Annotated in this window: 25 protein-coding genes; 22 read left to right on the top strand and 3 right to left on the bottom strand. The window is 58.8% G+C overall.

Annotation, left to right across the window (positions count from 1 at the left end):
• Positions 1-169: 169 nt before the first annotated feature.
• Positions 170-568, top strand: coding sequence for a PaaI family thioesterase (locus AAFX04_08360; GenBank protein MEO1045434.1), 399 nt, complete (start codon positions 170-172; stop codon positions 566-568).
• A gap of 3 nt (positions 569-571) precedes the next feature.
• Here the strand turns inward: AAFX04_08360 and AAFX04_08355 are convergent, their stop codons facing one another.
• A complete protein-coding gene (locus AAFX04_08355; GenBank protein MEO1045433.1) occupies positions 572-1,399 on the bottom strand; it encodes a PIG-L family deacetylase in 828 nt (275 codons plus the stop codon).
• 203 nt (positions 1,400-1,602) lie between these two features.
• Here AAFX04_08355 and AAFX04_08350 point away from each other — a divergent pair, with 203 nt between their 5' ends.
• The 19 genes from AAFX04_08350 to AAFX04_08260 all read left to right on the top strand — a co-directional run bounded on the left by AAFX04_08350 (position 1,603) and on the right by AAFX04_08260 (position 19,532).
• The gene (locus AAFX04_08350; protein MEO1045432.1) at positions 1,603-3,159 is read left to right on the top strand and encodes a class I adenylate-forming enzyme family protein; all 1,557 of its coding nucleotides are present in this window, start codon (positions 1,603-1,605) and stop codon (positions 3,157-3,159) included.
• Positions 3,160-3,287: 128 nt separating this feature from the next.
• Positions 3,288-3,980, top strand: a complete 693-nt coding sequence (locus AAFX04_08345; GenBank protein MEO1045431.1) for a PEP-CTERM sorting domain-containing protein — start codon at positions 3,288-3,290, stop codon at positions 3,978-3,980.
• Between the two features lie 4 nt (positions 3,981-3,984).
• Positions 3,985-4,701: a PEP-CTERM sorting domain-containing protein gene (locus AAFX04_08340; protein ID MEO1045430.1), complete on the top strand. Its 717-nt coding sequence runs from the start codon at positions 3,985-3,987 to the stop codon at positions 4,699-4,701.
• A 195-nt stretch (positions 4,702-4,896) separates the two neighbouring features.
• Positions 4,897-5,607, top strand: coding sequence for a PEP-CTERM sorting domain-containing protein (locus AAFX04_08335; GenBank protein ID MEO1045429.1), 711 nt, complete (start codon positions 4,897-4,899; stop codon positions 5,605-5,607).
• 172 nt (positions 5,608-5,779) lie between these two features.
• Positions 5,780-7,447, top strand: coding sequence for a tetratricopeptide repeat protein (locus AAFX04_08330; GenBank protein MEO1045428.1), 1,668 nt, complete (start codon positions 5,780-5,782; stop codon positions 7,445-7,447).
• A gap of 68 nt (positions 7,448-7,515) precedes the next feature.
• Complete coding sequence (guaA, locus tag AAFX04_08325) at positions 7,516-9,075, top strand: glutamine-hydrolyzing GMP synthase (protein MEO1045427.1); 1,560 nt, start codon at positions 7,516-7,518, stop codon at positions 9,073-9,075.
• Between the two features lie 4 nt (positions 9,076-9,079).
• Entirely contained in the window at positions 9,080-9,409 is a 330-nt protein-coding gene (locus AAFX04_08320) for a type II toxin-antitoxin system prevent-host-death family antitoxin (GenBank protein MEO1045426.1), read from the top strand.
• Between the two features lie 8 nt (positions 9,410-9,417).
• Positions 9,418-9,783 (top strand): type II toxin-antitoxin system VapC family toxin, encoded by a 366-nt coding sequence (locus AAFX04_08315; GenBank protein MEO1045425.1) that lies wholly within the window; start codon positions 9,418-9,420, stop codon positions 9,781-9,783.
• Positions 9,783-10,481, top strand: a complete 699-nt coding sequence (locus AAFX04_08310) for an endonuclease III (GenBank protein MEO1045424.1) — start codon at positions 9,783-9,785, stop codon at positions 10,479-10,481. The genes AAFX04_08315 and AAFX04_08310 overlap by 1 nt, the downstream gene beginning before the upstream one ends.
• The gene (locus AAFX04_08305; protein MEO1045423.1) at positions 10,478-10,921 is read left to right on the top strand and encodes an N-acetyltransferase; all 444 of its coding nucleotides are present in this window, start codon (positions 10,478-10,480) and stop codon (positions 10,919-10,921) included. Before AAFX04_08310 ends, AAFX04_08305 begins: the two co-directional genes overlap by 4 nt.
• 59 nt (positions 10,922-10,980) lie before the next feature.
• Positions 10,981-12,255: a prenyltransferase/squalene oxidase repeat-containing protein gene (locus AAFX04_08300; protein ID MEO1045422.1), complete on the top strand. Its 1,275-nt coding sequence runs from the start codon at positions 10,981-10,983 to the stop codon at positions 12,253-12,255.
• Positions 12,256-12,262: 7 nt separating this feature from the next.
• Complete coding sequence (locus tag AAFX04_08295; protein MEO1045421.1) at positions 12,263-13,024, top strand: formyltransferase family protein; 762 nt, start codon at positions 12,263-12,265, stop codon at positions 13,022-13,024.
• 99 nt (positions 13,025-13,123) lie between these two features.
• Positions 13,124-14,131, top strand: a complete 1,008-nt coding sequence (locus AAFX04_08290; GenBank protein ID MEO1045420.1) for an NAD(P)-dependent alcohol dehydrogenase — start codon at positions 13,124-13,126, stop codon at positions 14,129-14,131.
• 10 nt (positions 14,132-14,141) lie between these two features.
• Complete coding sequence (purT, locus tag AAFX04_08285; protein ID MEO1045419.1) at positions 14,142-15,362, top strand: formate-dependent phosphoribosylglycinamide formyltransferase; 1,221 nt, start codon at positions 14,142-14,144, stop codon at positions 15,360-15,362.
• A gap of 128 nt (positions 15,363-15,490) precedes the next feature.
• Positions 15,491-15,841, top strand: coding sequence for an ArsC family reductase (locus tag AAFX04_08280; protein ID MEO1045418.1), 351 nt, complete (start codon positions 15,491-15,493; stop codon positions 15,839-15,841).
• Positions 15,838-16,494 (top strand): TIGR02466 family protein, encoded by a 657-nt coding sequence (locus AAFX04_08275; GenBank protein MEO1045417.1) that lies wholly within the window; start codon positions 15,838-15,840, stop codon positions 16,492-16,494. Before AAFX04_08280 ends, AAFX04_08275 begins: the two co-directional genes overlap by 4 nt.
• Positions 16,495-16,513: 19 nt before the next feature.
• The gene (locus AAFX04_08270; protein ID MEO1045416.1) at positions 16,514-16,798 is read left to right on the top strand and encodes a DUF427 domain-containing protein; all 285 of its coding nucleotides are present in this window, start codon (positions 16,514-16,516) and stop codon (positions 16,796-16,798) included.
• 118 nt (positions 16,799-16,916) lie between these two features.
• Entirely contained in the window at positions 16,917-18,386 is a 1,470-nt protein-coding gene (locus AAFX04_08265; protein MEO1045415.1) for a sodium-dependent transporter, read from the top strand.
• 141 nt (positions 18,387-18,527) lie between these two features.
• Positions 18,528-19,532, top strand: a complete 1,005-nt coding sequence (locus tag AAFX04_08260; GenBank protein ID MEO1045414.1) for a glycerophosphodiester phosphodiesterase — start codon at positions 18,528-18,530, stop codon at positions 19,530-19,532.
• Here AAFX04_08260 and AAFX04_08255 read toward each other — a convergent pair.
• The gene (locus AAFX04_08255; GenBank protein ID MEO1045413.1) at positions 19,529-20,785 is read right to left on the bottom strand and encodes a TCR/Tet family MFS transporter; all 1,257 of its coding nucleotides are present in this window, start codon (positions 20,783-20,785) and stop codon (positions 19,529-19,531) included. The genes AAFX04_08260 and AAFX04_08255 overlap by 4 nt on opposite strands.
• Positions 20,786-20,960: 175 nt before the next feature.
• Between AAFX04_08255 and panB the strand changes: the two genes are divergently transcribed.
• Positions 20,961-21,833 (top strand): 3-methyl-2-oxobutanoate hydroxymethyltransferase, encoded by an 873-nt coding sequence (gene panB, locus AAFX04_08250; protein ID MEO1045412.1) that lies wholly within the window; start codon positions 20,961-20,963, stop codon positions 21,831-21,833.
• A gap of 27 nt (positions 21,834-21,860) precedes the next feature.
• Here the strand turns inward: panB and AAFX04_08245 are convergent, their stop codons facing one another.
• Positions 21,861-22,049, bottom strand: a complete 189-nt coding sequence (locus tag AAFX04_08245) for a hypothetical protein (GenBank protein MEO1045411.1) — start codon at positions 22,047-22,049, stop codon at positions 21,861-21,863.
• 240 nt (positions 22,050-22,289) lie between these two features.
• Here AAFX04_08245 and AAFX04_08240 point away from each other — a divergent pair, with 240 nt between their 5' ends.
• Positions 22,290-23,489 (top strand): CoA transferase, encoded by a 1,200-nt coding sequence (locus AAFX04_08240; protein ID MEO1045410.1) that lies wholly within the window; start codon positions 22,290-22,292, stop codon positions 23,487-23,489.
• Positions 23,490-23,523: the final 34 nt, after the last annotated feature.

Raw genomic sequence — 23,523 nt, 5'->3', positions numbered from 1 at the left:
AAAAAGCGCATTTTTTCCACATTTTTCACCGCCCGCAGAGCCAATGCGAAAGGTGCTGATTCGGACGCTGCCATGGGCTGCGTCGCTGCCCGTGCCGTAGCGCGTTTGGCGGCAGGCATCGGGTCTTGGTAAAGTTGCCGAAACAGCCAGCAGTCAGGGAGAAAATGCCATGCCCAATCCCGCTCATATCGTGCCTTTTGCCAAGCATGTCGGCATCGATATCCGCACGCTCGAAAAGGAGCGTGTCATCGGCACGCTCACGGTGCGATCGGAAATCTGCAACATTGCCAGCGGCCCGAACGCCAGCATCCATGGCGGCGCGATAATGACCTTTGCCGATGTGCTGGGCGCATTTGGCGCTTATCAGAACCTGCCCGAGGGGTGCGAAGCGTCGACGACATCAGAGAGCAAAACCAATTTTCTGAGCCATGCGCCGATCGGCACGGTGCTCACCGGCGAGGCGACACCGCTCAAGATCGGCAAGCGGCTCTCGGTCTGGCAGACGCGGATAACCCGTGATGATGACACGCTGGTGGCGGTGGTGACGCAGAGCCAGATTTATCTCTGAATCTCAGTCCCGTCCGGAATTTTCGGCGGCGGGCGCAAAGGCCGGGCGGAAATGCACTGCGCCCTGCCATATGGTCTGGTGAAACAGGTCGGCGCCCTGGATCAGCAGCGTATTGACATATTGGCTCTTGTGACAGGGAAAGGCGGCGCGGCTGGCGGCCAGGTCAGTCTCATCATAGGCAATGCTGATCGTCAGCAGCGCAGGGTCGGTGGTGATCCACGGAATGACCTTTGCTTCGGGAATATCGGGAATTGAGCCGTTTGCGATGCCCGGATAGAGCAGTTGAGGACGATCATTACCCATGCTCTGCACGACTTCGGTGACCACGGCGCTGATCAGGCGATGATCGGGATGGCCATAGCCACCTTCCGGCCCCCAGCTGATTACCAGATCAGGATGAAAATCATCGATCTGGGCGCGGATCTGGTCTGCAAGGCTCCCCAGAATACGGTTATTGGGCCGTGTTCGCTGCCCCAGCGTTCCATCGCCGAAATCAAGCAGCATTGCATCGGATAGCCCCAGCGCCTGTGAGGCACATCGCGCTTCATCGCTGCGCAGCGCCGCGATCTCTTCGCCAGGCGGCAAATCGGTCTGGGGCGCGGAAAGGTCGCCCCTGGTGGCATAGAGGATGTGAACCTCTGCGCCTTGCCGGGCAAGGCGTGCCAAAGCGGGGGCAACGATGAGTTCATCATCAGGATGCGCGAAAATGGCGAGCACAGTGTCGGCTTCGGTAATGGATTTGCTATCGGCATCAGCCTTGGCCGATGCGCTGATGTTGCAGAGCAGAGCAAGAGCCGTCGATGCCGGCAGCCATCGCGATATTCGTGTCATTTCACTGGCCTCTCCGGACAATCTGACTGTGCCTTACCGGTTATCCTATCGCAGCAAGGCAGGAGTGAAAATGCAAAACAGGCCGGCAGCAGGTTGCCCGGCCCCAATCCGGGCTTTACCTTTGGGCAAAGGCGTGAAGATTTCGACCGGCCTGTTGATGTCCGGACCGCCTGATAAAGAAAAGACAGAGGAGAGCCAAGGCCATGACCGACACCCCCGTGTCCTATCTCGAGCAGCCCTTTGGTCATCTGCATGACCTTATTGCCATGCATGGCCAGCAGCGCCCGGAGCGGATGGCGTTTGATGATGGCGAGGAACGGCTGACATGGGGCGAGACCGTGCCGCTGGTCTATCGCATCGCGGCACAGTTGCAGGCGGAGGGCATGCAAAAAGGCCAGGCGGTTTCGATCCTCGGTACAACAACGGCACGCTATGCGCTTGTCTATATCGCCACCATCATCGCCGGGGGTTGTGCCGCACCGTTGACGACTTCGGCGACGCCGAAACAGCTCGCTGCGATGATGGCCGATAGCGGCGCGGATATGCTGTTTGTCGACACCGCCAAGCGCGCGGAACTGCTTGAAAGCGGTGTTGATCTGCCCGATCTGAAGCACATCATGCTCGATGCCGCCATGGATGGCTGCCCGGCGCTGTTCGACTGGATGGCAGCGGAAGGCGCGCAGCCCACAACCCCCGATATCGGTCCCGATGATCCCTATAATATCATCTATTCCAGCGGCACCACCGGCACCCCCAAGGGGATTGTCCATTCGCGGCTGATGCGCTGGCGGCAATCGGCGGTGGGCGAGCGCTCGGGCTATGGTGCGCCGGGGCAGGTAACATTGCTGTCGACGCCGCTCTATTCCAACACCACGCTCGGCCTGTTCAACCCGACCGTGCATTATGGCGGCACGGTGCTGCTGATGCGCAAATTCGATGTCGCACGCTATCTGGAGCTGGCGCAGCAGCACCGCGTCACCCACACCATGCTGGTGCCGGTGCAATATCAGCGGTTGATGGATTATCCGCAGTTTGACGATTTCGACCTGTCGTCGTTCCAGCTCAAATATTGTACCAGCGCGCCCTTTTCGGCTGAGCTGAAGGCTGAGGTACTGCGCCGCTGGCCGGGCGGACTGGTGGAGATATATTCGATGACCGAAGGCGGGGTGGTGTGCCTGTTGATGGCGCATGAGCATCCCGACAAGCTGGATACGGTCGGTATAGCCTGGGGCGGCAGCGAGGTGATCACCATCGACGAGGCGGGCAATCAGTTGCCGCCGGGCGAAATGGGCGAGTTGGTCGGACGGTCATCGACGATGATGAGCGGCTATCAGAACCAGCCGGAAAAGACCCAGGAAGCCAGCTGGTATGATGCGGAAGGCAATCGCTGGCAGCGCATGGGCGATATTGGCCGGGTCGATGAGGATGGTTTCATCACGCTGATGGGTCGGTCCAAGGATATGATCATCTCCGGCGGTTTCAATATCTATCCGCGCGATCTCGAGGAAGCGCTTATGGCACAGCCCGGCGTGGCCGATGCCGCGGTGGTGGGCGTCGCATCCGAGCGCTGGGGCGAAACCCCGGTCGGTTTTGTCGTTGCCGAAACGGGCGAAGCGCTTGATCCGGATGCGCTGCTGGCGGCAACCAATGCTGAACTGGGCAAGACCCAGAGGTTGTCGGCACTGCATGTGATTGATGAACTGCCGCGCAGCCATATCGGCAAGGTACTCAAAACCGAACTGCGTGCGCGGCTGAAATAACAGGATCGGAATCAGCATATTGTCGAAAATTCTGACAATGGTTAATGGCCGGGTAACCATGTAAACCACAGTAACATAATAATTTCATTCATTTAGCCCGGCTGGCGCGCTTTGTGCTGCGTGTAGACATGAAGTCATTCTTCAGGGACAATGTAATGCGCACAAGAAGAAAGTGGCTGGCATATTTAGGACAATATACACTCTTCGTGTTGGCGCTGTTTGGCATGCCGCAAATGGTGCAGGCCAATATCATCGAATATGAGGTTAGCAGTCCTGCTACAGGCGGCGATGCTATCCTGCTTCTCGCGCCTCCCTTTAATGACGACAGTGCCTTCAGTTCTCCAGATGGTGCGTTGTTTGTTGTTGATACCGCCGCGCAAACCGCCACTTTCACAGGGGCGCTGACCAATCGGCTTGGTGATGTGGCCTCTGTGGAATTATCTTTCGGAAATTTCCTGGAAGAGTTTAATCGCTTCAGTGATGTGCCTGATATTGATTTTTTTGGCTCTGTAGATGGTCGCATTACCGTAAATGGGAGCGAGACTTTCACCGTTACGAGTTTCGATAGCGTTTTTGCCCCAAACCGCATTCTGGAATTTGGCGAGGGTGCCATTCCGTTTAGCCCCGGATTTGGGATATTTGGCGGGTTCGATCTCACAGACGCAACCGGACAATATGCAGGTCTCGCGCAAATAAGTGGTTCATTGCGCGAACGCGGCGCAACCGACGTCCCGGCCCCGGGCGGGCTTGGACTGATGGGGTTGGGTCTGATCGCCATGGGGCTTGCAGGCTATCGTCGGCGGAAAAGAACAGGAAGGTAAGCTAATGGCCAGACCCTCCGCAATATTGTTGACTTTGGCAGCGCTGCTCGGGCCGACGGCTGCAGTGGCAAACATCATTAAATTTGATGTCAGCAGCAGGGAAGACTTCATTGCGGCTGATGGCCAGAGATGTTCATCGCTGGTCCTCGTCGCGGTTGTTGGTTTCGATTGTAATGATCAGTTTTTCCCGGATGGCGATGTTATATTTTCCGTCGACAGAGAGGCGGGAACAGGTTCATTTGCCGGGTCGCTGATCAATCGCAGGGGTTTTACGGCTGAAATTGATCTTGAATTTAGCGGATTTCTCGACACGGTTCTGGGAACGGACATCCTGGTCGATCCGACAGGCCCTTTTTTCTATGATCCGGTGAATGACGTTCCCGCCATAGACTTTTTTACCGAAGTCAATGGTGGGATTCGCATAGCCACGGCACGGCCATTGACGATAAACCGCTTCCTCGATCCCGAAGCAAGCGGTGTCCTGCAATTTGGCGTAAACGCCAATGATGCATTTCCAGGACTGGGTATCTTTGGCCGCCTTACCACATTGGATAATCCGCAGCCCAGATTTGAGGATCCCGTAATCATAAGCGGCAGGCTGACACCGCGCAACAGCACCAGCGTGCCTGCCCCCGCAGGCATGGGCCTGATGGCTCTGGGCCTTACCACACTTGGCCTGATGGGCTGGCGACGCCGAAAGGCGGCCGCGCGCCAGCGATAAGGCGAAAAATGGTACCGGCGAGTAGAAACGTCGGATTTTTTGACAAATCACCGATTTGGCGACGTAGCGTTAACCTTTGAAATCACGCAAAACAGGCGTTTTCAGCATTTTGGCACACCCCCTGCTTAACTTTATGGCAAGAATTTGAGAAGGGCGGGATCGGCTTTGCCTGATCCGGCCACAGGGAGACAGAAAATGTTCAAGAAGTTTATCAGGGGCGCAGTAGTTATTGCCGCTATGGCGATGACCGTGCCGCAAATGGCATCGGCCAACGTCATTCAGTTTGACGCCAAGGATTATAACAATGCCGGGCAGTGTTCGCACGGCCTGTGGACCGGCGGCCTGGGTTCGGGTTGCGGTCGCCGCTATTCGCTGCAGGATGGCGCGCTGTTCACCATTGATGAGCAGAACCAGACGGCCACCTTCACCGGCAGCGCCATCAACAATCAGGGCAATGTCGCCCAGATCGATCTCAGCTTTGGCGGTTTCCTCGAAACCATTTTCGGCACCAATTTCGATTACAAGGCCGGCGGCGGCCCGTTCAATGCGGCCACCGATACGCCTGACATCGACTTTTTCACCACCGGATCGGGCACCATCACTATCGATGGTCGGGTGTTTACCCTGAACTCCGCCGACCCGTTTGCCGGAAACACCACAGTCCAGGTCGGACCGGGTGCCAATGACAAGAACGACAAATTTGGCGCTTCGGCATGGATCAATGTGCTCGACCCATATGGCAACCCACTGCGTCAGCACTGGGATTTCAACCTCAACCTGCATGAGAGGCCGGGTGGTTCGACCGGTGGTACTCCGGTTCCGGCACCGGCAGGTCTGGGCCTGATGGCCATGGGACTGATCGGGCTCGGTTTCGGCCTGCGCCGTCGCAAGCGGGTATATAGCTGAGCCGTAACCCGATACTGTCTGTCACCCTCGAAAAGGGCGCCGGAGACTGTTCCGGCGCCTTTTTTCGTGTCCATTGACAGGATAAGATGATGCATGGGGTGGCTGATAGTATCTCCCTATAATTGCAAATGTTTCAGGGTATTTTCAGTCTTTGCTGCTATAGCCATTGACCATGTCACGATCGAATATATCGCCGAACAGACGCAACCGCTCCATGTTCGTTGCGCTTGCCGCCGCAATGACGCTGGCAGGATGCGGCATTGGCGCACCCGAAGACCCCTGGGCTGCCGGCAAGCAGGCCTTTGCCGAGAACAGCTTTGCCGATGCCCGCATTCACCTGATGAATGCGCTCAGGGCGGATCCATCATCACCCGAGGTAAATCTGCTCTTTGCCCGCACCATGCTGGAGCTTGGCGACGGGCTGTCGGCGGAAAACGCGCTGTCCAAGGTCAAGCCCGGTGACGGCATATCGGGTGATGCGCTGGTACGGCTGCGTGCCCGGGCCAATATTCTGCAGGGCAAATATCGCGAGGCGCTGGAGATGCTCGATGCCGCTCCGGCAAGTGATGAACCGGAATGGCATCGGCTGGGCGCGCGGGCATTGCTCCAAAGCGGTGATTTCGCAGCCGCCAATGCGCGTATCGAAAACGGTCTGGCGCTGCATCCCGACAGCGCCGACCTGTTGGCACTGGCCGCCGCGCTCGCCATCGAGGAAGGCCGGATCAGCGAGGCGCGCAGCCGCATTGACGCCGCGCTCAAAGCCGAACCGGACAATCTTGACGCGCTGCTCATCTCGGGCAAGCTGGCCTTGTTCCTCGATGATCTGGACGCGGCGGAAAAGGCATTCGACACCGCGCTGGAAAACTATCCGGACTCGGTCACACCGCTGATCAGCCTCGCCGCGATCAAGGCCGACACTGCCGATTATGACGCGGCTTTGGGCTATCTCGACCGCGCTGACTCAATGGCGGCGATCCAGCCGGTCTCGGTCTATCTGCGGGCACGCATAGCCTTTGCCCGCGAGGACCTGGCAACCGCCTATCGGTTGATGCAGGAGGCTGGCGCAGCATTGAATGACCATCCGCCCTCGGTCTTGCTAAGCGGCGAAATCGCCATGGCACAGGGCAATTACAATCAGGCGGAAGAGCGATTGTCGCGCTTCGTGTCGCTGTTCCCCGGCCATGTCAAAGGTTCCTTCCTGCTGGCTGAGGCCCGGGAGAAGCAGGGAGACACACGCGGTGCGATGAAGGCAGTACGCCCGGTGATTGACCGCGCCGATATCGATCCGGTGCTGCTTGGCTATGCTGCCGATATTGCCCGCAAGACCGGCGATACCGGACTTGCCGAACGGCTGGAACGACGCTCGGCAGCGCCCAAGCTCGATACCGTCGGCGACGATCTGGTGCGAGCGCAGGAGGCGCTGCAGCAGGACCGCCCCGCCGAAGCGTTGAACATCTATGAAGCATTGATAGGCAAGGGCCTGCAGGACAATGCGCTGGTGCGCAACAATGCGGCGCAGGCGGCGCTGATGGCGGGCAATGCAAGCCGGGCGATGCGGCATGCGCGCGCCGCGATGGACCTCGCGCCCGAGGATCCGTCGGTGCAGGATACGCTGGGCTGGGTGCTGCTCAATAGTGATGGCGACAAGGTCGAGGCGTTGCAGTTGCTGCGGTCGGCGTCGCTGGCGAAACCGGCGGATATGGAGATACGCTGGCATCTGGCCCAGGCGCTGATTGCCAATGGTGAGAAGGCTGCGGCGAAGCAGGAGATCGAAATCATCCTGCCCTTTGTCCGCCCCGAACAGCGCCAGCGGTTGCAGCAGGTCGCGGCGGCGCTTTAAAGGCTTAATGGCGCTAGCGCTGCCAAGGCTACTGGACTCGGTGCCTGCACGAAACTATCGCTGGCGCCATGACCATATCTCCCGGCGAATCCATCCTTATCATCGATTTTGGCAGTCAGGTGACCCAGCTGATTGCGCGGCGTGTGCGCGAGGCGGGGGTCTATAGCGAGATCGCCCCGTTCAACAGCGCTGCCGAGGCGTTTGAGCGGTTGCAGCCAAAGGGTGTGATTCTGTCGGGAGGCCCGGCCTCGGTCACCGATGCGGATGCGCCGGATATTCCCGATACGGTTCTGGAGAGCGGCGTGCCGCTGTTCGGTATCTGCTATGGCCAGCAGGTGCTGACCCAAAAGCTGGGCGGCAGTGTCGAGGGCGGCGAGACCGGTGAGTTTGGCCGTGCTTTCCTCGATGTCGATGCCGATTGTGACCTGTTTTCCGGCCTGTGGAAGCCGGGGGAAAAGCATCAGGTGTGGATGAGCCATGGCGACAAGGTGACGGCGCTGGCTCCCGGCTTTTCGGTTGTCGCCACGTCGCAGGGTGCGCCCTATGCGGTGATCGCCAATGAGGACAAGCGCTATTATGGCATGCAATTCCACCCGGAAGTGGTGCACACCCCGGATGGCGCGCGGCTGATCGCCAATTTTGTGCGCCATGTCTGTGGCTGTGCCGGCGACTGGACCATGGCCGAGTTCAAAAAGACCAAGATCGCCGAGATTCGCGAACAGGTGGGTGACGGCAAGGTGATTTGTGGTCTGTCCGGTGGCGTCGACAGCGCGGTGGCGGCGGTGCTGATTCATGAGGCGATTGGTGACCAGCTCACCTGTGTCTTTGTTGATCATGGCCTGATGCGGATGGGCGAGGCGGATCAGGTCGTTAGCCTGTTCCGTGGCAGCTATAATATCCCGTTGGTACATGTCGAGGCGGAGACGTTGTTCCTCGGTGGCCTGAAAGGTGAGACCGACCCGGAAAAGAAGCGCAAATTCATCGGCAAGACCTTTATCGATGTGTTCGAGGATGAGGCGAAGAAGATCGGCGGCGCGGCGTTTCTGGCGCAGGGGACGCTTTACCCGGATGTCATCGAGAGCGTGTCGTTCACCGGCGGGCCGAGCGTCACCATCAAGAGCCATCACAATGTCGGCGGCCTGCCCGAGCGGATGAATATGGCGCTGGTCGAACCGCTGCGCGAACTGTTCAAGGACGAGGTGCGCGACCTGGGCCGCGAACTGGGCTTGCCCGATGTGTTTGTCGGTCGCCATCCTTTCCCGGGGCCGGGCCTCGCCATCCGTATCCCCGGCGAAGTGACGCGCGAACGCTGCGAGATATTGCGCAAGGCCGATGCGATCTATCTCGAGGAAATCCGCAATGCCGGATTATATGATGCGATCTGGCAGGCATTTGCCGTGTTGCTCCCGGTCAAGACCGTCGGCGTGATGGGCGATGGCCGCACCTATGACAGCGTCTGCGGCCTGCGCGCCGTAACCAGCACCGACGGTATGACCGCTGATGTCTACCCCTTTGACGCTGCCTTCCTCACCCGCGTCGCAACGCGGATCGTCAATGAGGTGAAGGGGATTAACCGGGTGGTCTATGACTATACCAGCAAGCCGCCGGGGACGATTGAGTGGGAGTAACCACTTGGCCAAGCAGCTTGGCCATGTTATATGTAATAATATTATGACCATCCACGTAAATATCGGCGAAGCCAAAACGCGCCTATCGGAATTGATTGCAGCGGCGCTGCGTGGGGAAGAGGTTGTCCTGAATAAAGCCGGGCGTCCGGTGGCGCGTATCGTGCCCGACGCGGATGCAAGCGCAATAGAACGCGAAGCGATTGCTGCAAAGCGGCTTTCGGCCATAGGATCTCTTGCCGATAAATATGCGCATTTGCCTGATGAGGCTTTCGATATTCCGCCTTCTATGACCGATGAGGAATATGAAGAGCGCGTGAAGCGCAAATTTGGCTGACCATTTTGTTGCTGCTTGATACGCATATTTTGGTGTGGCTGGTCGCACGCGACAAGCGGCTGCAGCAAGAGCAAATAGATGCCATTATCAACCCGGACAATCGGTTGTTTGTGAACGCAGTCATTGCGTATGAATATACGCATTTGCAAAGCAGTGGCCGCTTGCCGATTGAAGAAACGCTATCTGATTTGCGAGAGATTCTGGGCTTGGAGATTGTAAACCTGCCGGCAAATAGCTGGCAGGCTATCGATACTATGCCGATGATCCATCGCGACCCTATTGACCGGATGCTGATCGCGCATGCACTGGCTGAAGATATGACTGTCATCACTGCCGATCACCATATTCAAAGATATCCAGTCAAAACCATCTGATGCAACTCGATCTCGGCCCCGATCCGCGCACGGCGCAAATTGAGGAACTGCACGACCTGCTGATCGCGCATTTTGGCCGGGTGGTGCGTCCGCCGGACAAGCGGCGTGATCCGGTATGGACATTGGTGCAGGGCGTCATAGGCGCGCGGACCAAGACGCAATATTCCAATGTTTCGACCGATACCATGCTGGAACGCTATGGCTCTTGGGAGGCGGTGGCGTCGCTTGATCTTGAAGAGCTGACCGAGCTGCTCTCCACCGCGACTTATCCGTCGCTAATGGCCGAGCGGCTCAAGGCGTGCCTGCAGGCGATTATCGCCGAGCGCGGGAGGGTGACGCTCAATCATCTGCACAATCTGCCGACCGATGCGGCGATGGCCTGGCTGGAGACGCTGCCCGGCGTGGCGCGCAAGGTGAGTGCCGGGGTGATGAACGCCAGCAGCTTCAACCGCAGCGCGTTGGTGATCGACACCAATCACCGCCGCGTCATCCAGCGTATGGGGCTGGTGCCGCCCAAGGCCGACAGCCGCCGTGCCTATGACCAGCTGATGCCGATATTGCCGCAGGAATGGGGCCCGGCGGATGTTGACGAGCACCATCTTCTGGTCAAGCGCGTCGGCCAGCAATTTTGCCGCCCCAGCCATATGGCCTGTCCGTCTTGCCCGGCACGGCCGCTGTGCCGTACAGCGAACCCATGAATATTCGCCGCCTGACCCCGGAAGATCTGCCTTTGTTTCGTGCGGTCAACCAACTGTTCGCCAATGTCTTCGAAATGCCGGAGGAATATGGCGGTTCCCCGCCCGATGACGTCTATGTCCACCGCCTGCTCGGCAAGCCGCATGTCATCATATTGGCGGCAATGGAAGGCGAGGAGGTGATCGGCGCGCTGACCGCCTATGAGCTGGAGAAATTCGAGCAGGCGCGCTCGGAAATCTATATTTACGATCTCGCAGTGCTGGAAGCGCATCGCTGCAGGGGCGTTGCCAGTGCCCTAATCGAGCAAACCCGCACAATTGCCCGGCAATGCGGCGCATGGACGGTGTTTGTCCAGGCCGATTGGGACGATACGGCGCCGGTCACGCTCTACACTAAACTCGGGCATCGCGAGGATGTCCATCATTTCGACATAAAGCCGTAATTTCGTTTTTCCCCCTATGGTTTAACCAATTTTTACCCCGTTCGTGCATGGCATGGCCTATGAAGATCAGCCATGACTTTGATAAGGGCAGGAGCCGCGCAGAGCCGATGAGCAATGTCACCAGCCTTGCCCGCGATGCCCGGCGCGCCATCGGCAATATGCTGCATGCACGGCTGACGCAGCCAGGGCATCGCCAATTCTATCTGGCACAGATTGCCGATCATGGCCGCAACGCGGCGCTGGGCTATCACGATGAGGACCATTTGCGCGCGGCGGCGGGCTGGCTGAAAGCGGCACAGGACAGTCAGGATGATGGCGGCTTTTCGGGGCGTTACAAACTGGATAAGGGCTGGACCTCTTCTTACCCGGAGACCACCGGTTATTTGGTTCCCACCTGCCTTGCACTGGCCGAGAGGCTGGACGAGCCGGAATGGGAAGCGCGCGGCACACGGGCGCTGGATTTCCTGCTGCGGCTACAACTGGAAAATGGTGCCTTTCCCGGTGGCGAGGTGGCGGAAAATACCGACAAACCGTCTCCGTTCAATACCGCCCAGATATTGAACGGCTTGAATATCTGGGCCGCTGAAAAGCAGGATGTCGATGCGCGACAGGCGGCGGATCGCGCTGCCGCCTGGCTGGTTTCGGTGCAGGATGATGATGGTGCGTTTCGCCAGCATTTCTATCTCAACCAGCCCTCGGCCTATGCGGCGCATCTTTCCTGTTGGCTCGCCGAATATGGCGTGATGTTCGATGACAAGGCGGCGCGAAAAGCGGCAGAAAAGCATCTCGACTGGGTGTTGGCGCTGCAGGATGTAGAGACCGGCTTTTTCGCGCGCTCGGGCTTTTACGGTGCCGATCATGACAGGGGCACCGCCGTGACCCACACCATTGCCTATACAATCTGGGGGGTATTGCTGAACGGCCTGCTGCTCGGGCGCGAGGACGCCATCGATGCGGCGCAGCATGCGGCGGAACGGATCATGGAGCGTATGGAAGTGCTCAAATTCCTGCCCGGCCGGTTCAACAGCCGCTGGCGCATCGACGAGCGCGCGCAGTGCCTCACCGGCAACGCGCAAATGGCGCTGATCTGGCTGCGGCTCTATGATGAACGCGGCGACTTGCGCTTCGTCAACGCCGCCTGCCGCGCCATCGATCTGGTCAAGCAGGCGCAGCCGATGGACAATCCCAACCCCGGCCTGCAGGGCGGGATTGCCGGATCCTTCCCGGTCTGGGGCGGCTATATTTTCCATGCGGTGCCCAATTGGGCGGCGAAATTCTTTATCGATGCGCTGCTGCACAAGGAGCGGGTGCTGACCGCTCTGGAAAGCGACTGAGTGGGTTATGCGGATATTCCTGCTTAGCCATGATCGCGCCAAGCGCGGCAGCACCGTTGCCGAGGCTTTGAAACGGCATGGGGTTACTCCGACCGGATTCGTCTTCGAGGGCTGGCGCCCGCCGAAATTGCGCCGCCGGATCGAGAAGCGGCTGGCCGATCAGGGGATACCCGTGCTGGCACCGAAGACACCGGCAAACCGAGGGCAGGGCGGGGCACCCGACCCCTATCCCGATCTGCCGCCCGCCGGCGACTATGCCGCGTGCGAGGCGATTGCCACCACCAATGTTGCCGACCTGGTGTCAGTGGAGAGCCTTGATGCGTTGCGCGCGCTTGAACCCGATCTGTTTGTCCATGCCGGCGCAGGGATATTGCGCGCTCCGCTGCTGGCGATACCGCGGCTCGGTACGATCAACGCGCATATGGGGCTGTTACCGCGCTATCGCGGTATGAATGTTGCCGAATGGAGTGTGCTCGAAGGGCGGGAGGTAGGGTGTACCGTGCATCTGCTCGATCCGGGGATCGATACCGGCGATATTATCGCGACCCGCAATGTCGGTGTTTCTGATTGTGATTCCATTGCTGCACTGCGTGCCAAAATGGACCGGGCCCAGCTCGATTTCCTGGGCGAGACGGTGAAGCAGATTGCCGATACCGGTGAATTGCCGCCGCATCATCCGCAGCTGGAAGCCGATGGCCGGCAATATTTCACCATGCACCCCGATCTGAAAGCGGTGCTGGATAAACGGTTGGCTGCGCAGACAGGCTGAGTTTGCCGAATATCCGAATGCTATTGCGGATGACTTGCCGACCGCAATCTCCTATCCTTTCTGGTGAAATCAAAACGTTTCCGGAAAGGACAGCCCCTTATGAAAGCCATGCGACTGCATGCCCCGGCCTCGCTCGATAATCTCAGGCTGGCCGACCTGCCTGAACCAGCGCCTCCGGGACTGGGAGAAATCACCGTCAGGTTGCGCGCCAGCAGTCTGAATTACCATGACTATGCCGTTGTCAAAGGCATGTTGCCGACAGCCGACAAGCGCATCCCGATGTCTGATGGCGCCGGTGAAGTTACCGCCATTGGCGAAGGCGTGACCGACTATGCCGTGGGCGAGGCCGTTGTCTCCACCTTCTTCCCTGACTGGCTCGACGGCATACCGCCGACCAATGGCTTTCAGCGCGTGCCGGGTGACGGCATTGACGGCTATGCTTGCGAACTGGTGACCGCCCCGACCACCGCCTTTACCCATGTCCCGGCGGGGTATAGCGCAGCTGAAGCGGCGACGCTGACCTGTGCCGGCTTGACCGCCTGGCGGGCATTGTTTGTCGACAATGCCATCAAGCCGGGCGACAAGGTGCTTGTGCAGGGATCGGGCGGAGTCTCGGTTTTCGCGCTGCAATTCGCCAAGATGGCGGGGGCCGAGGTGATCGCCACCTCCTCGTCCGATGCCAAGCTGGAGCGGCTCGGCGAACTGGGCGCCGACCATCTCATCAACTATCGCGACACCGAGGCCTGGGGCGCGAAGGTGATCGAGCTCACTGCGGGTAGCGGTGTCGATTGCGTCGTCGAGATTGGTGGGCCGGGAACGCTCGACCAGTCGATTATGGCGACCCGCATTGGCGGGCATATCGCGCTTATCGGCGTGCTTACCGGCTTTGCCGGGCCAGTGCAGACGGCGCTTCTGATGGCCAAGAACATTCGCCTGCAGGGGCTCACCGTAGGGTCGCGCCAGCACCAGCTCGACATGATCGCCGCGATCGATGCCAATGGCATCCGCCCGGTGATCGACAAACACTTCCCGCTGGCAGATCTGGCCGATGCCTTTCGTCATCAGGAATCGGGCACGCATTTCGGCAAAATCGCCGTCGATATCTGAGGCGCGCAAAATGACTCCGACTGCCAGAATCCTGCTCCTCGGTTCGGGTGAACTGGGCCGTGAATTCGTCATCTCGGCCAAGCGACTGGGGTGCCATGTCATTGCCTGTGACAGCTATGCCGCCGCGCCGGCGATGCAGGTGGCCGATGCGCATGAGGTGTTCTCGATGCTTGATGGTGATCGACTGCGCGCGACCATCGAAAAGCACCGGCCCGATTTCATCGTGCCCGAGATCGAGGCGATCCGCACCGAGATACTGGCCGAAGTCGAAGCCGATGGCTTCAACGTCGTCCCCTCGGCGCGCGCGGCGCAGCTGACCATGAACCGCGATGCCATTCGCGATCTGGCGGCGCGTGAACTGGGGCTGGTGACATCGCGCTATGCCTATGCCGAGAGTCGTGAGGAGTTACGCGCCATCGCGGCAGAGATCGGTGCACCTCTGGTGGTAAAGCCGGTTATGTCCTCCTCGGGCAAGGGCCAGAGTACGGTGCGCGACCTCACCGGTATCGATGCCGCCTGGGACTATGCCGCGCAGGGGATGCGTGGTGACCGGGTGCGGGTGATTGCCGAGCAGTTCATTGATTTCGACTATGAGATTACCCTGCTCACCATATCGGCGCGAGACAGGGTGCATTTCTGCCCACCTATTGGCCATCGCCAGGAGCGCGGCGATTATCGCGAAAGCTGGCAGCCCGCCGCTATGTCGCCCGCCGCACTCGAACAGGCGCAGGCTATGGCGGCGAAGATTGTCGGTGCGCTGGCGGGTGAAGGCGCGGGATGGGGCCTGTTCGGCGTCGAGTTCTTCGTGAAAGGTGACAGAGTGATCTTCTCCGAGCTGTCACCGCGACCGCATGACACTGGCATGGTGACCCTGGTGTCGCAGAGCCTCAACGAATTCGACCTGCATGGGCGCGCCATTCTCGGCCTGCCAATCCCACCCATCGTGGTTAAGGGAGCGGCTGCCAGCGCAGTGATATTGGCGGATCGCGATGCCGAGGATTTCCATTTCACCGGGCTGGAACAGGCACTGTCATTACCGGACGATGCGCCGGATGCACATGTCGATATCCGGCTCTTCGGCAAACCGGTGACACGGCCCTCGCGCCGCATGGGCGTCGCGCTGGCGCGGCTGGCGGATTCGGGTGATACCCGGGCTGCCCGTATACTGGCCGTGAATGCCGCCAAGGCGGTACATATTCACTATGACGATGACGGTGCCATGACCGACTGAGGCCCGACAATGGGAACATTTTGCGTGTGTTGCGGGTGCAATGCGAAAAACGCCTGTCACCAGCCTTTTCCTCTGCTATGCGGTGCGCCAAATCAGCACAGCCGAACAGGATAGACAGGGATTCGCATATGACACCGACACTTTATGGCATCGCCAATTGCGATACGATCAAAAAGGCGCGCAAATGGCTTGAGCGCAATGACGTCAACTATGTGTTTCACGATTACAAGAAATCCGGTGTCACAACCGACATGCTGACTGACTGGGCGCTGGAACTGGGTGACTGGGAGCCATTGCTCAACCGTCGTGGCACGACGTTCAAGAACCTGCCGGATGTCGCGAAGGAAAATATCAATGAGAATATTGCCCTGGCGCTGATGGTTGAGAACCCGTCGATGATCAAGCGCCCGGTGCTGGCTTGGGATGGCGGCGTCATGGTTGGCTTCAAGAGCACCGATTATGAGGCAGCTCTGCTGTGAGCGGCTTCGACGACATTCGCATCAGGGCAGAACATGCCGGAGCATTTGAAACGTCGATTATCTATTCCAGCTTCAAGGATTGCGATGCGCTGTGCACGGCGCTCAAGGCCAGCATCGCTGAGCGCCGGGCCGGTGGTGAGAATATGCCCCGCTCCAATGTCGGCGGCTGGCATTCCGATACCAGGATGCTCGACTGGGGGGGCGAGGCAGCGAACTTCGTTGCCGACAAGGCGCTCGCGCTGGCGAAGCGGATCACCGGGCTGGACCAGGGCGATCCGGCTGCCCTGGACTGGAAAATCTACATGTGGGCCAATGTGCTGCCTGCCGGTGGCCTCAACACAGCGCATGTTCATCCCGGAGAATTATGGGCCGCTGTTTTCTACGTTGATCAGGGTAATGCCGGCGACGATATTGGCGGTGAACTGGTTCTCGAAGATCCGCGTTTCCCGATGACCCATATGCGGATGAACAGCCTGCGCGTGCTCGGTAGCGATGGCCAACCGCAACAGGGTGAATTGCGGCTGCGGCCGAATAGCGGCGACATGATATTGTTTCCGGCCTGGCTGCGTCACTGGGTACGGCCCTATCATGGTCAGCGCGAACGGATATCGCTGGCGATGAATATCGATGCCCGGCCTCCCGGCGGTAAATAAGCAGCGACAGGAGAGACAAATGGCGAAAGCATTATGGAATGGCGTGGTGATTGCCGAAAGCGATGATATCGTGACGATCGAAAACAACGCCTATTTCCCGCGTTCGGCGGTGAATGATGCCTATCTCAAGAACAGCACCACTACCAGTGTCTGCCCGTGGAAGGGCACTGCATCCTATTATACGCTGGTAGTCGACGGCACCGAGAATCCCGATGCCGCCTGGTATTATCCGGAACCCAAAGATGCAGCCGTAGAGATACGCGACCGGGTTGCATTCTGGCGCGGGGTTGAGGTCAGCGGTTAACCAGCGAGCCGGCGCCGGGATCATCGGCACTAAACAAAAATGTCATAAAGCCGCTTGGCCTGCGCCGCGATTTCGGCTTTAAGCAGCAAAAATTCGTCAGAGATATGGGGAGAGGCGCATGGCGGGCGCAGCTGGCGTTGCACAAACGGAAAACTGGTCATCGCGCTTTGCCTTTGTGATGGCGGCTGTCGGCTCTGCTGTCGGTCTGGGCAATCTGGTGCGCTTTCCTGCCGAGGCGGGCAGCAATGGCGGTGGCGCCTTTGTTATTTTCTATATCTTCTGCGTTGTGATGATTGGCTTGCCGGTGCTGCTGGCGGAGACACTGATCGGTCGTCACGGCAAATCCTCTGCAGTGGAGAGCGTCAAGAAGCTGGCGCGGGAATCGGGCAAATCGCCATGGTGGTCGCTGGCCGCTTTTGTCGGCATGCTCGGTGCCTATCTCATCCTCACCTATTATTCGGTCATTGGCGGCTGGGTCGTCTATTTCACCGGTGTATTTCTACAGGATGCCGCCGGCGCTGTGACGGGCGGCACTGTGGCGCAGGGCGCATTTGCCGGTCAGGATATCGCTGTGGTTGGTGGCATGCTCGATGTGCTGCACGGAAATGCTCAGATGATGATCGCGATGCACGCCCTGTTCATGGCGATCACCATTTTCGTGGTGGCGCGAGGCGTTTCGGGCGGCATCGAAAAGGTGGCGATCTGGCTGATGCCCACCTTCTTCGTCCTGTTTCTGGCGATCACCATCTACAGCATCTTCACCGGAGCCTTTAGCGAGACACTGAACTTTCTCTTCGCTTTTGAGCCAGCGCGGCTGCTTGACCCCAATGTCATGCTCTCGGCGCTGGGGCAGGCGCTGTTCTCCTTGTCGCTGGGCTCGGCGCTGATGATCACCTATGGTGCCTATGCGACGCCCGAAACCGATCTTGCCAGGACATCGGGCATGATCGGCGCTGCCGATACCTCGGTGGCGATTATCGCCGGGCTGGCAATTTTCCCGATTGTCTTTGCCGCGATGACACCCGAATTGCTGGCACAGGTCCTGGCCGGAGAACAGCCGGTGCCGCAAGGGCTGGGGCTGATGTTCGGTACCTTGCCGGTGTCGTTCCAGACCATGCCCGGTGGTTCGATAATCGGGCTGCTGTTCTTCATCATGGTATTTTTCGCTGCGCTGACCAGCTCTGTAGCTCTGCTCGAAGCGTCGGTAAGCTGGGCCTCGCGTCAGTTCAATGTCAGCCGCAGCATGACTGCGGTAGTGCTTGGGTTGATCGCCTTTGCCATCGGTGCGGTGGCCAGCTTCTCGTTCAATGATCTGACCGATTTCCAGCCACTGTCCTTTGGCATATTTGAAGGGCAGACATTGTTCGGTCTTCTCGATACCGTGACCGGCAAGATCATGCTGCCGGTATCGGCACTGTTGGTGGCGCTGTTCGTCGGCTGGATCGCCGATAAACACACCATCAATTCACAAAATGGCCTGAGCGGTATCGCTCAGGCGCTGTGGCGTTTCCTGATCGCCTGGCTATGCCCGCTGGTTATTGCCGCGATCCTGTTTTTTGGGCTGTTCCCCGGCATATTAGCGGCATAGAATAGTTGCTCCTCAGAGTCGCAAATATCCAGCAGGCGGACTATGGTCATGAAACGCTTTTCCCTGTCCGTCCTGTTACTGGCATTGGTACTGTTTCACGGCGGCCCTGGTCTTTCCGCCAGCGCAAGGGAGAGCATCGCCATGCCCAAGGCCGACAATGTCATCATCATTGCGCATCGCGGTTCCAGCGGTGAACGACCCGAGCATACGCTGGCGAGCTATGAGCGGGCGATCGATCAGGGCGCGGACTATATCGAACCCGATCTGGTGCTGACCAGTGACGGCGTGCTGGTGGCGCGGCACGAAAATGATATCTCCGACACCACCGATGTCGCCAATCATCCCGAATTTGCCGGTCGGCGCACCACGAAGACCATTGACGGTCAGCAGATCACCGGCTGGTTCACCGAGGACTTTACCCTGGCTGAATTGCGCACCCTGCGAACCCGCGAACGGCTGGAGCTACTGCGCCTGGCCAATAGCCGGTTCAACGGGCTTTACCAGATCCCGACCCTGGCCGAGATCATCGCGCTGGTGCGAGCCAAGGAGGCAGAGACCGGGCGCACTATCGGTATTTATCCCGAGACAAAGCATCCCAGCCATTTCGCTTCTATCGGTCTGCCATTCGAAGAAAAGCTGGTGCAGCAATTGCATCGTGCCGGCTATCGCGGGGCAGACGCGCCGATATTCATCCAGAGCTTCGAGGTCGGCAATTTGCAGAAGCTCAGCCGCATGACCGACTTGCCGCTGGTGCAGCTGATTTCAGGCGAAGGCACATTTCCTCCTGACCGTCCTGACATGCCCTATAGCCAAATGATGACGCCCAAAGGGCTGGCGGCGATTGCCGAATATGCCGATGCTATCGGCCCGGCCAAGAGTTGGGTCATTCCGCGCGATGACCAGGGCGCTTTGGGCCAGCCGACCGGACTGGTCGAAGCAGTGCATGCCGCTGGCATGAAGATCCATATCTGGACAATCAGACGTGAAAATTTCTTCCTGCCACAAGAGTATAAACAGGGCGACAAACCGGGTGCCATTGGTGATGTATCTGGTGAGATTCGCGCCTATCTGGATACCGGGATAGACGGCCTGTTCAGTGACAATGTCACCGAAGCAGTGGCCGCACGCAATGGTCAGGACGATTAGGGTTTGGGGCTGTAATAGCGTCTGACGGTCGCCAGATAGATGCTGATCGCACCGATGCCGAGCAGCGTCGACAGGATGAAGGGCGCGCCCGGAAAATACAGACCGTTGCTATCGGCATAGGCCGCGAATGCGCTTGTCATCATCACCGGACCGATGATCGAGGTGAGGCTGATTGTGCTGGCAATCGCACCCTGCAATTCTCCTTGTGCATCATCGTCGATGCGATCGGTCATCATCTGCTGCATGGCCGGGAAGGCAAAGCCGCTGACTGCGCCGACGATGACCCCGGCAATCATCATCCAGCCATCATAGGCAAACGCGAAGATCAGATAGGCCGGGACGCTGATCATCATGCTGATTATGGGCAGCCTCTTTTCGCCGAAGCGTGCGATTGCCCGGCCGGTCAGCGCTCCTTGCACAATGGCCAGCAAGATACCAAACAGGGCAACACTCAGACCTATATCAAGCTTGCTCCAGGCAAATTTCTCGATGGTGTAATAGGACCATATCGACAGTTGTGCCTGTGCAGCCAGCTGCAGCAGGAAAATGACGCTCAGAAAGCCGAGCACAAGCGGTGTACGGCTCATCTGCATGATGCTGCCAAAGGGGTTGGCACGGCTGGCCGAGAAATGGCGGCGGCGCTCTGGCGTCAATGTCTCGTGCAGCATGAAGGTGCCCGCAACAGCACCGGCGAGCGCCAATATCGCGGCAACGATGAAGGGAAGCCGGGTGCCATATTCACCGACAATGCCACCAATGGCCGGACCGACAACAAAACCCAGTGCGCCTGCACCACCCAATATGCCGAAATATTTTCCGCGCTCCTTGCGGTCGATAATGTCGGCGATGCAGCTATTGGCCGCGGCCCAGCTGGCGCCCATGATGCCAGAGAGAATACGACCCAGGAACAGCCATGCCAGTGTCGGTGCCCAGGCCATGATGGCATAGTCGAGGCCCAGCAGGGTCAATGTGATCAGCAGCACCGGGCGGCGCCCGAAACGGTCACTCAGACCGCCGATCACCGGTGCAAAGAGAAACTGCATCAGTGCATAGGCAAAGAGGAGCTGGCCGCCAATCTCTGCCGATTGCGCGACGGAGAGGCCGGTGAGTGAGACCAGCAATTCGGGCATCACAGGGATGATAAGTCCTATCCCCATCATGTCGATGAAGATGATAAGGGCAAGAACCGTTATTATGGATCGCGGCTTGATCGCAGACACGCTGGATGCCGCAGGTCGTGAGACCTCAGACATGGAGAATTCCATTGCTTTGATGTTCAGGGCGAGTCGTGAGCTGCCCAGAAAAGCTGCACCAGTTATGATTTTGGTGCAATAGGCTTCGAACAGAGTCCCGCCCAATTGCCATTATCGTCGATTGAACGCATAGAGCGTCAAGATACATATTGCCGCTTTTGGGAAAGACCGTTTCATGTCCACAACCTATACCCTCGACACCTCGACCAGCCGCGCCAACCCGACACCACAGCCGATGAAGCGGCTGACCGTGCCGGCGATCCGGCGGCGCAAGCAAGGCGGCGTGACCGAGAAGCCGATCGTCATGTTGACTGCCTATACCGCACGCATGGCACAGATACTCGACCCGCATTGCGACATGCTGCTCGTCGGTGATTCGCTGGGTCAGGTGATTTATGGCCTGCCATCGACGGTGCCGGTGACGCTGGACATGATGTGCGCACATGGTGCGGCGGTAGTGCGCGGCAGCTATCACAGCGTCGTGGTCATCGACATGCCCTTTGGCAGCTATGAGGCATCGCCGGAGCAGGCCTTTGCCAGTGCTTCACGCATTATGAAGGAGACCGGGGCCGCAGCGGTCAAGCTGGAAGGTGGTGAGGCGATGGCGGAAACCGTCGCCTTTCTCAGCGCGCGGGGCATTCCGGTGGTCGGCCATGTCGGGCTGACGCCGCAGGCGGTGAATGCACTGGGCGGCTATGCTGCGCGGGGCCGCTCCGATGCGGAAGCAGAAAAAATTGCCGGAGATGCCAAAGCACTGGATCAGGCCGGTGCCTTTGCCATCGTTATCGAAGGGGTAGTCGAGCCGATTGCCATTGCCGCAACCGGGGCGGTGGGCGTGCCGACCATTGGCATCGGCGCATCGGCGCAATGCGACGGGCAGGTGCTGGTGACCGAAGACATGCTTGGCCTGTTCGAGCGAACGCCGCGTTTCGTCAAGCGCTATGGCAATCTTGCGGAAACGGTAGAGGAAACGGTGAAGGCCTATGCCGCCGAAGTCAGCGACCGCAGTTTCCCGACTGAAGCACAGACCTATCAGCCGAAAAGCTGAGCCGCATCGCTGTTTACGCCATGGCGCTCAGCCCATTGCCCTGGCCTTGCGATACAGGCGCCGCCAGTGTTTGCGGTCGCGCAATGACAGGCTGTCATCTGCCGCGCGCGTCGCCAGTTCGTCGATAAAGTCATCACCGAAACGTGATTGCAGTCCCTGGATCTCGGTCATGTCACGCTGTTTGCGCTCATTGGGTTCAAATAGATAAAACATCATACGCCTCTACGATACAGGACCCTTTGCACCCACAGCTGCAGGCACTGCATGAAACAGAAATGCGCTTGTTTTTATTATCTATGCAGAAATGAACTGCATCAGCCTCTCACGAGACATTTTGTTACACGATGACAGCAGGGAAATCCAGAGGTGTTAACCACAACAAATCGCTTGTCTGCGACTGCCTGGCGATTAGTCTGCTTCGCACTCCCGGATTACAGAGAATGATGGAACCGAAATATGAATATCATGGGTAACACCGCCACAGGTGATGACGCTGCAAAGCGGGAAGGAGGCGGTCCGTTGGCCGGGGTACGGATCATCGATATGTCGTCGGTGGTGATGGGGCCTTTTGCCACCATGATCATGGCCGATATGGGCGCCGAGGTTATCAAGGTCGAATTTGATCGCGGCAAGGTGCCGGGCGATATGATGCGCTATGCCGGTTATTCGCCTGACGGCAAGCGGGGGCCGATCTTCATGGCGCTGAATCGTGGCAAGAAAGCGGTGACCATCGATGCTGGAAGCGACGAAGGCAAGGCCAAGCTTACCGCGCTGCTTGAAGGTGCGGATGTCTTCTTTCACAATGTGCGCCTTGCCGGGATGCAGCGGCTGGGTCTGGATTATGACGGCGTTCGCGCGATCAAACCGGATATCATCTATACCCATTGCGCCGGCTATGGCTCTGGCGGCCCCTATTCCAAGCGCCAGGCCTATGATGATCTGGTGCAGGCGGCTTCGGGCTTTGCCGCGCTGGAGGCTGAGCGGTCGGGCGGCGATCCTGCTTATGCACCCTCGCTGATCGCCGACAAGACGGTTGGGCTGTTCGCTACCTATGCGACACTGGCGGCGCTATACCATCGCGAGCGCACCGGTGAGGGGCAATTTGTCTCCGTGCCCATGTTCGAGAGCTTCACCTTCTTCAACATGGTGGAGAATCTCTATGGTGCGACTTTCGAGAGCGGTAATGGCAAGCTTGCCTATACCCGCTCGGTCAATCCGAGACGACGACCCTATCCCACCCGTGACGGCTATATCGCCATTGTTCCCTATATCGATGCCCAGTGGGAACGATTCTTCGAAATTGGCGGTCGCCCGGGTGTATTCGATGATCCGCGTTTTTCGACTTATGAGGCGCGGACGCAGAATACCGGCGCGCTCTATGCGATTATCGAGGAAGTGGCGGCGACCAAGACCACCGATGAATGGGTAAAGATATTGGCGGAAGAACAGATACCGGCGATGCGCTATAACAGCATGGAGGATGTGCTGCACGATCCGCATCTGCAGGCGGTGGATTTTTTCGAGGCACGCCAAGACCCGATACTCGGTACCTATCGGTCAATGCGCCATCCGGTTGATTTTCACGCCAGTCCGGCACGGGCAGGGGCGACGCCACCGGCAATGGGGCATGACAATGACTTGCTGAAGGATCTTTAGACGAATACTTGGAACAGGTTATTGCCAGAACGGG

This window comes from Pseudomonadota bacterium (assembly GCA_039818985.1).
Lineage (GTDB): Bacteria > Pseudomonadota > Alphaproteobacteria > Sphingomonadales > Sphingomonadaceae > Alterisphingorhabdus.
The sequence above is the reverse complement of the archived record's forward strand: the minus strand, read 5'-3'. Positions and strand labels throughout refer to the sequence as shown.

Excerpts from the sequence above, each read along its gene's own strand:
- panB (MEO1045412.1), top strand. The coding sequence starts at position 20,961 with ATGTCCACAACCTATACCCTCGACACCTCGACCAGCCGCGCCAACCCG.
- AAFX04_08290 (MEO1045420.1), top strand. The coding sequence starts at position 13,124 with ATGAAAGCCATGCGACTGCATGCCCCGGCCTCGCTCGATAATCTCAGG.
- AAFX04_08270 (MEO1045416.1), top strand. The coding sequence starts at position 16,514 with ATGGCGAAAGCATTATGGAATGGCGTGGTGATTGCCGAAAGCGATGAT.
- AAFX04_08240 (MEO1045410.1), top strand. The coding sequence starts at position 22,290 with ATGAATATCATGGGTAACACCGCCACAGGTGATGACGCTGCAAAGCGG.
- AAFX04_08360 (MEO1045434.1), top strand. The coding sequence starts at position 170 with ATGCCCAATCCCGCTCATATCGTGCCTTTTGCCAAGCATGTCGGCATC.
- AAFX04_08340 (MEO1045430.1), top strand. The coding sequence starts at position 3,985 with ATGGCCAGACCCTCCGCAATATTGTTGACTTTGGCAGCGCTGCTCGGG.
- AAFX04_08355 (MEO1045433.1), bottom strand. The coding sequence starts at position 1,399 with ATGACACGAATATCGCGATGGCTGCCGGCATCGACGGCTCTTGCTCTG.
- AAFX04_08350 (MEO1045432.1), top strand. The coding sequence starts at position 1,603 with ATGACCGACACCCCCGTGTCCTATCTCGAGCAGCCCTTTGGTCATCTG.
- purT (MEO1045419.1), top strand. The coding sequence starts at position 14,142 with ATGACTCCGACTGCCAGAATCCTGCTCCTCGGTTCGGGTGAACTGGGC.
- AAFX04_08310 (MEO1045424.1), top strand. The coding sequence starts at position 9,783 with ATGCAACTCGATCTCGGCCCCGATCCGCGCACGGCGCAAATTGAGGAA.
- AAFX04_08335 (MEO1045429.1), top strand. The coding sequence starts at position 4,897 with ATGTTCAAGAAGTTTATCAGGGGCGCAGTAGTTATTGCCGCTATGGCG.
- AAFX04_08265 (MEO1045415.1), top strand. The coding sequence starts at position 16,917 with ATGGCGGGCGCAGCTGGCGTTGCACAAACGGAAAACTGGTCATCGCGC.
- AAFX04_08300 (MEO1045422.1), top strand. The coding sequence starts at position 10,981 with ATGAAGATCAGCCATGACTTTGATAAGGGCAGGAGCCGCGCAGAGCCG.
- AAFX04_08305 (MEO1045423.1), top strand. The coding sequence starts at position 10,478 with ATGAATATTCGCCGCCTGACCCCGGAAGATCTGCCTTTGTTTCGTGCG.
- AAFX04_08280 (MEO1045418.1), top strand. The coding sequence starts at position 15,491 with ATGACACCGACACTTTATGGCATCGCCAATTGCGATACGATCAAAAAG.
- AAFX04_08255 (MEO1045413.1), bottom strand. The coding sequence starts at position 20,785 with ATGTCTGAGGTCTCACGACCTGCGGCATCCAGCGTGTCTGCGATCAAG.
- AAFX04_08295 (MEO1045421.1), top strand. The coding sequence starts at position 12,263 with ATGCGGATATTCCTGCTTAGCCATGATCGCGCCAAGCGCGGCAGCACC.
- guaA (MEO1045427.1), top strand. The coding sequence starts at position 7,516 with ATGACCATATCTCCCGGCGAATCCATCCTTATCATCGATTTTGGCAGT.
- AAFX04_08345 (MEO1045431.1), top strand. The coding sequence starts at position 3,288 with ATGAAGTCATTCTTCAGGGACAATGTAATGCGCACAAGAAGAAAGTGG.
- AAFX04_08330 (MEO1045428.1), top strand. The coding sequence starts at position 5,780 with ATGTCACGATCGAATATATCGCCGAACAGACGCAACCGCTCCATGTTC.
- AAFX04_08260 (MEO1045414.1), top strand. The coding sequence starts at position 18,528 with ATGCCCAAGGCCGACAATGTCATCATCATTGCGCATCGCGGTTCCAGC.
- AAFX04_08245 (MEO1045411.1), bottom strand. The coding sequence starts at position 22,049 with ATGATGTTTTATCTATTTGAACCCAATGAGCGCAAACAGCGTGACATG.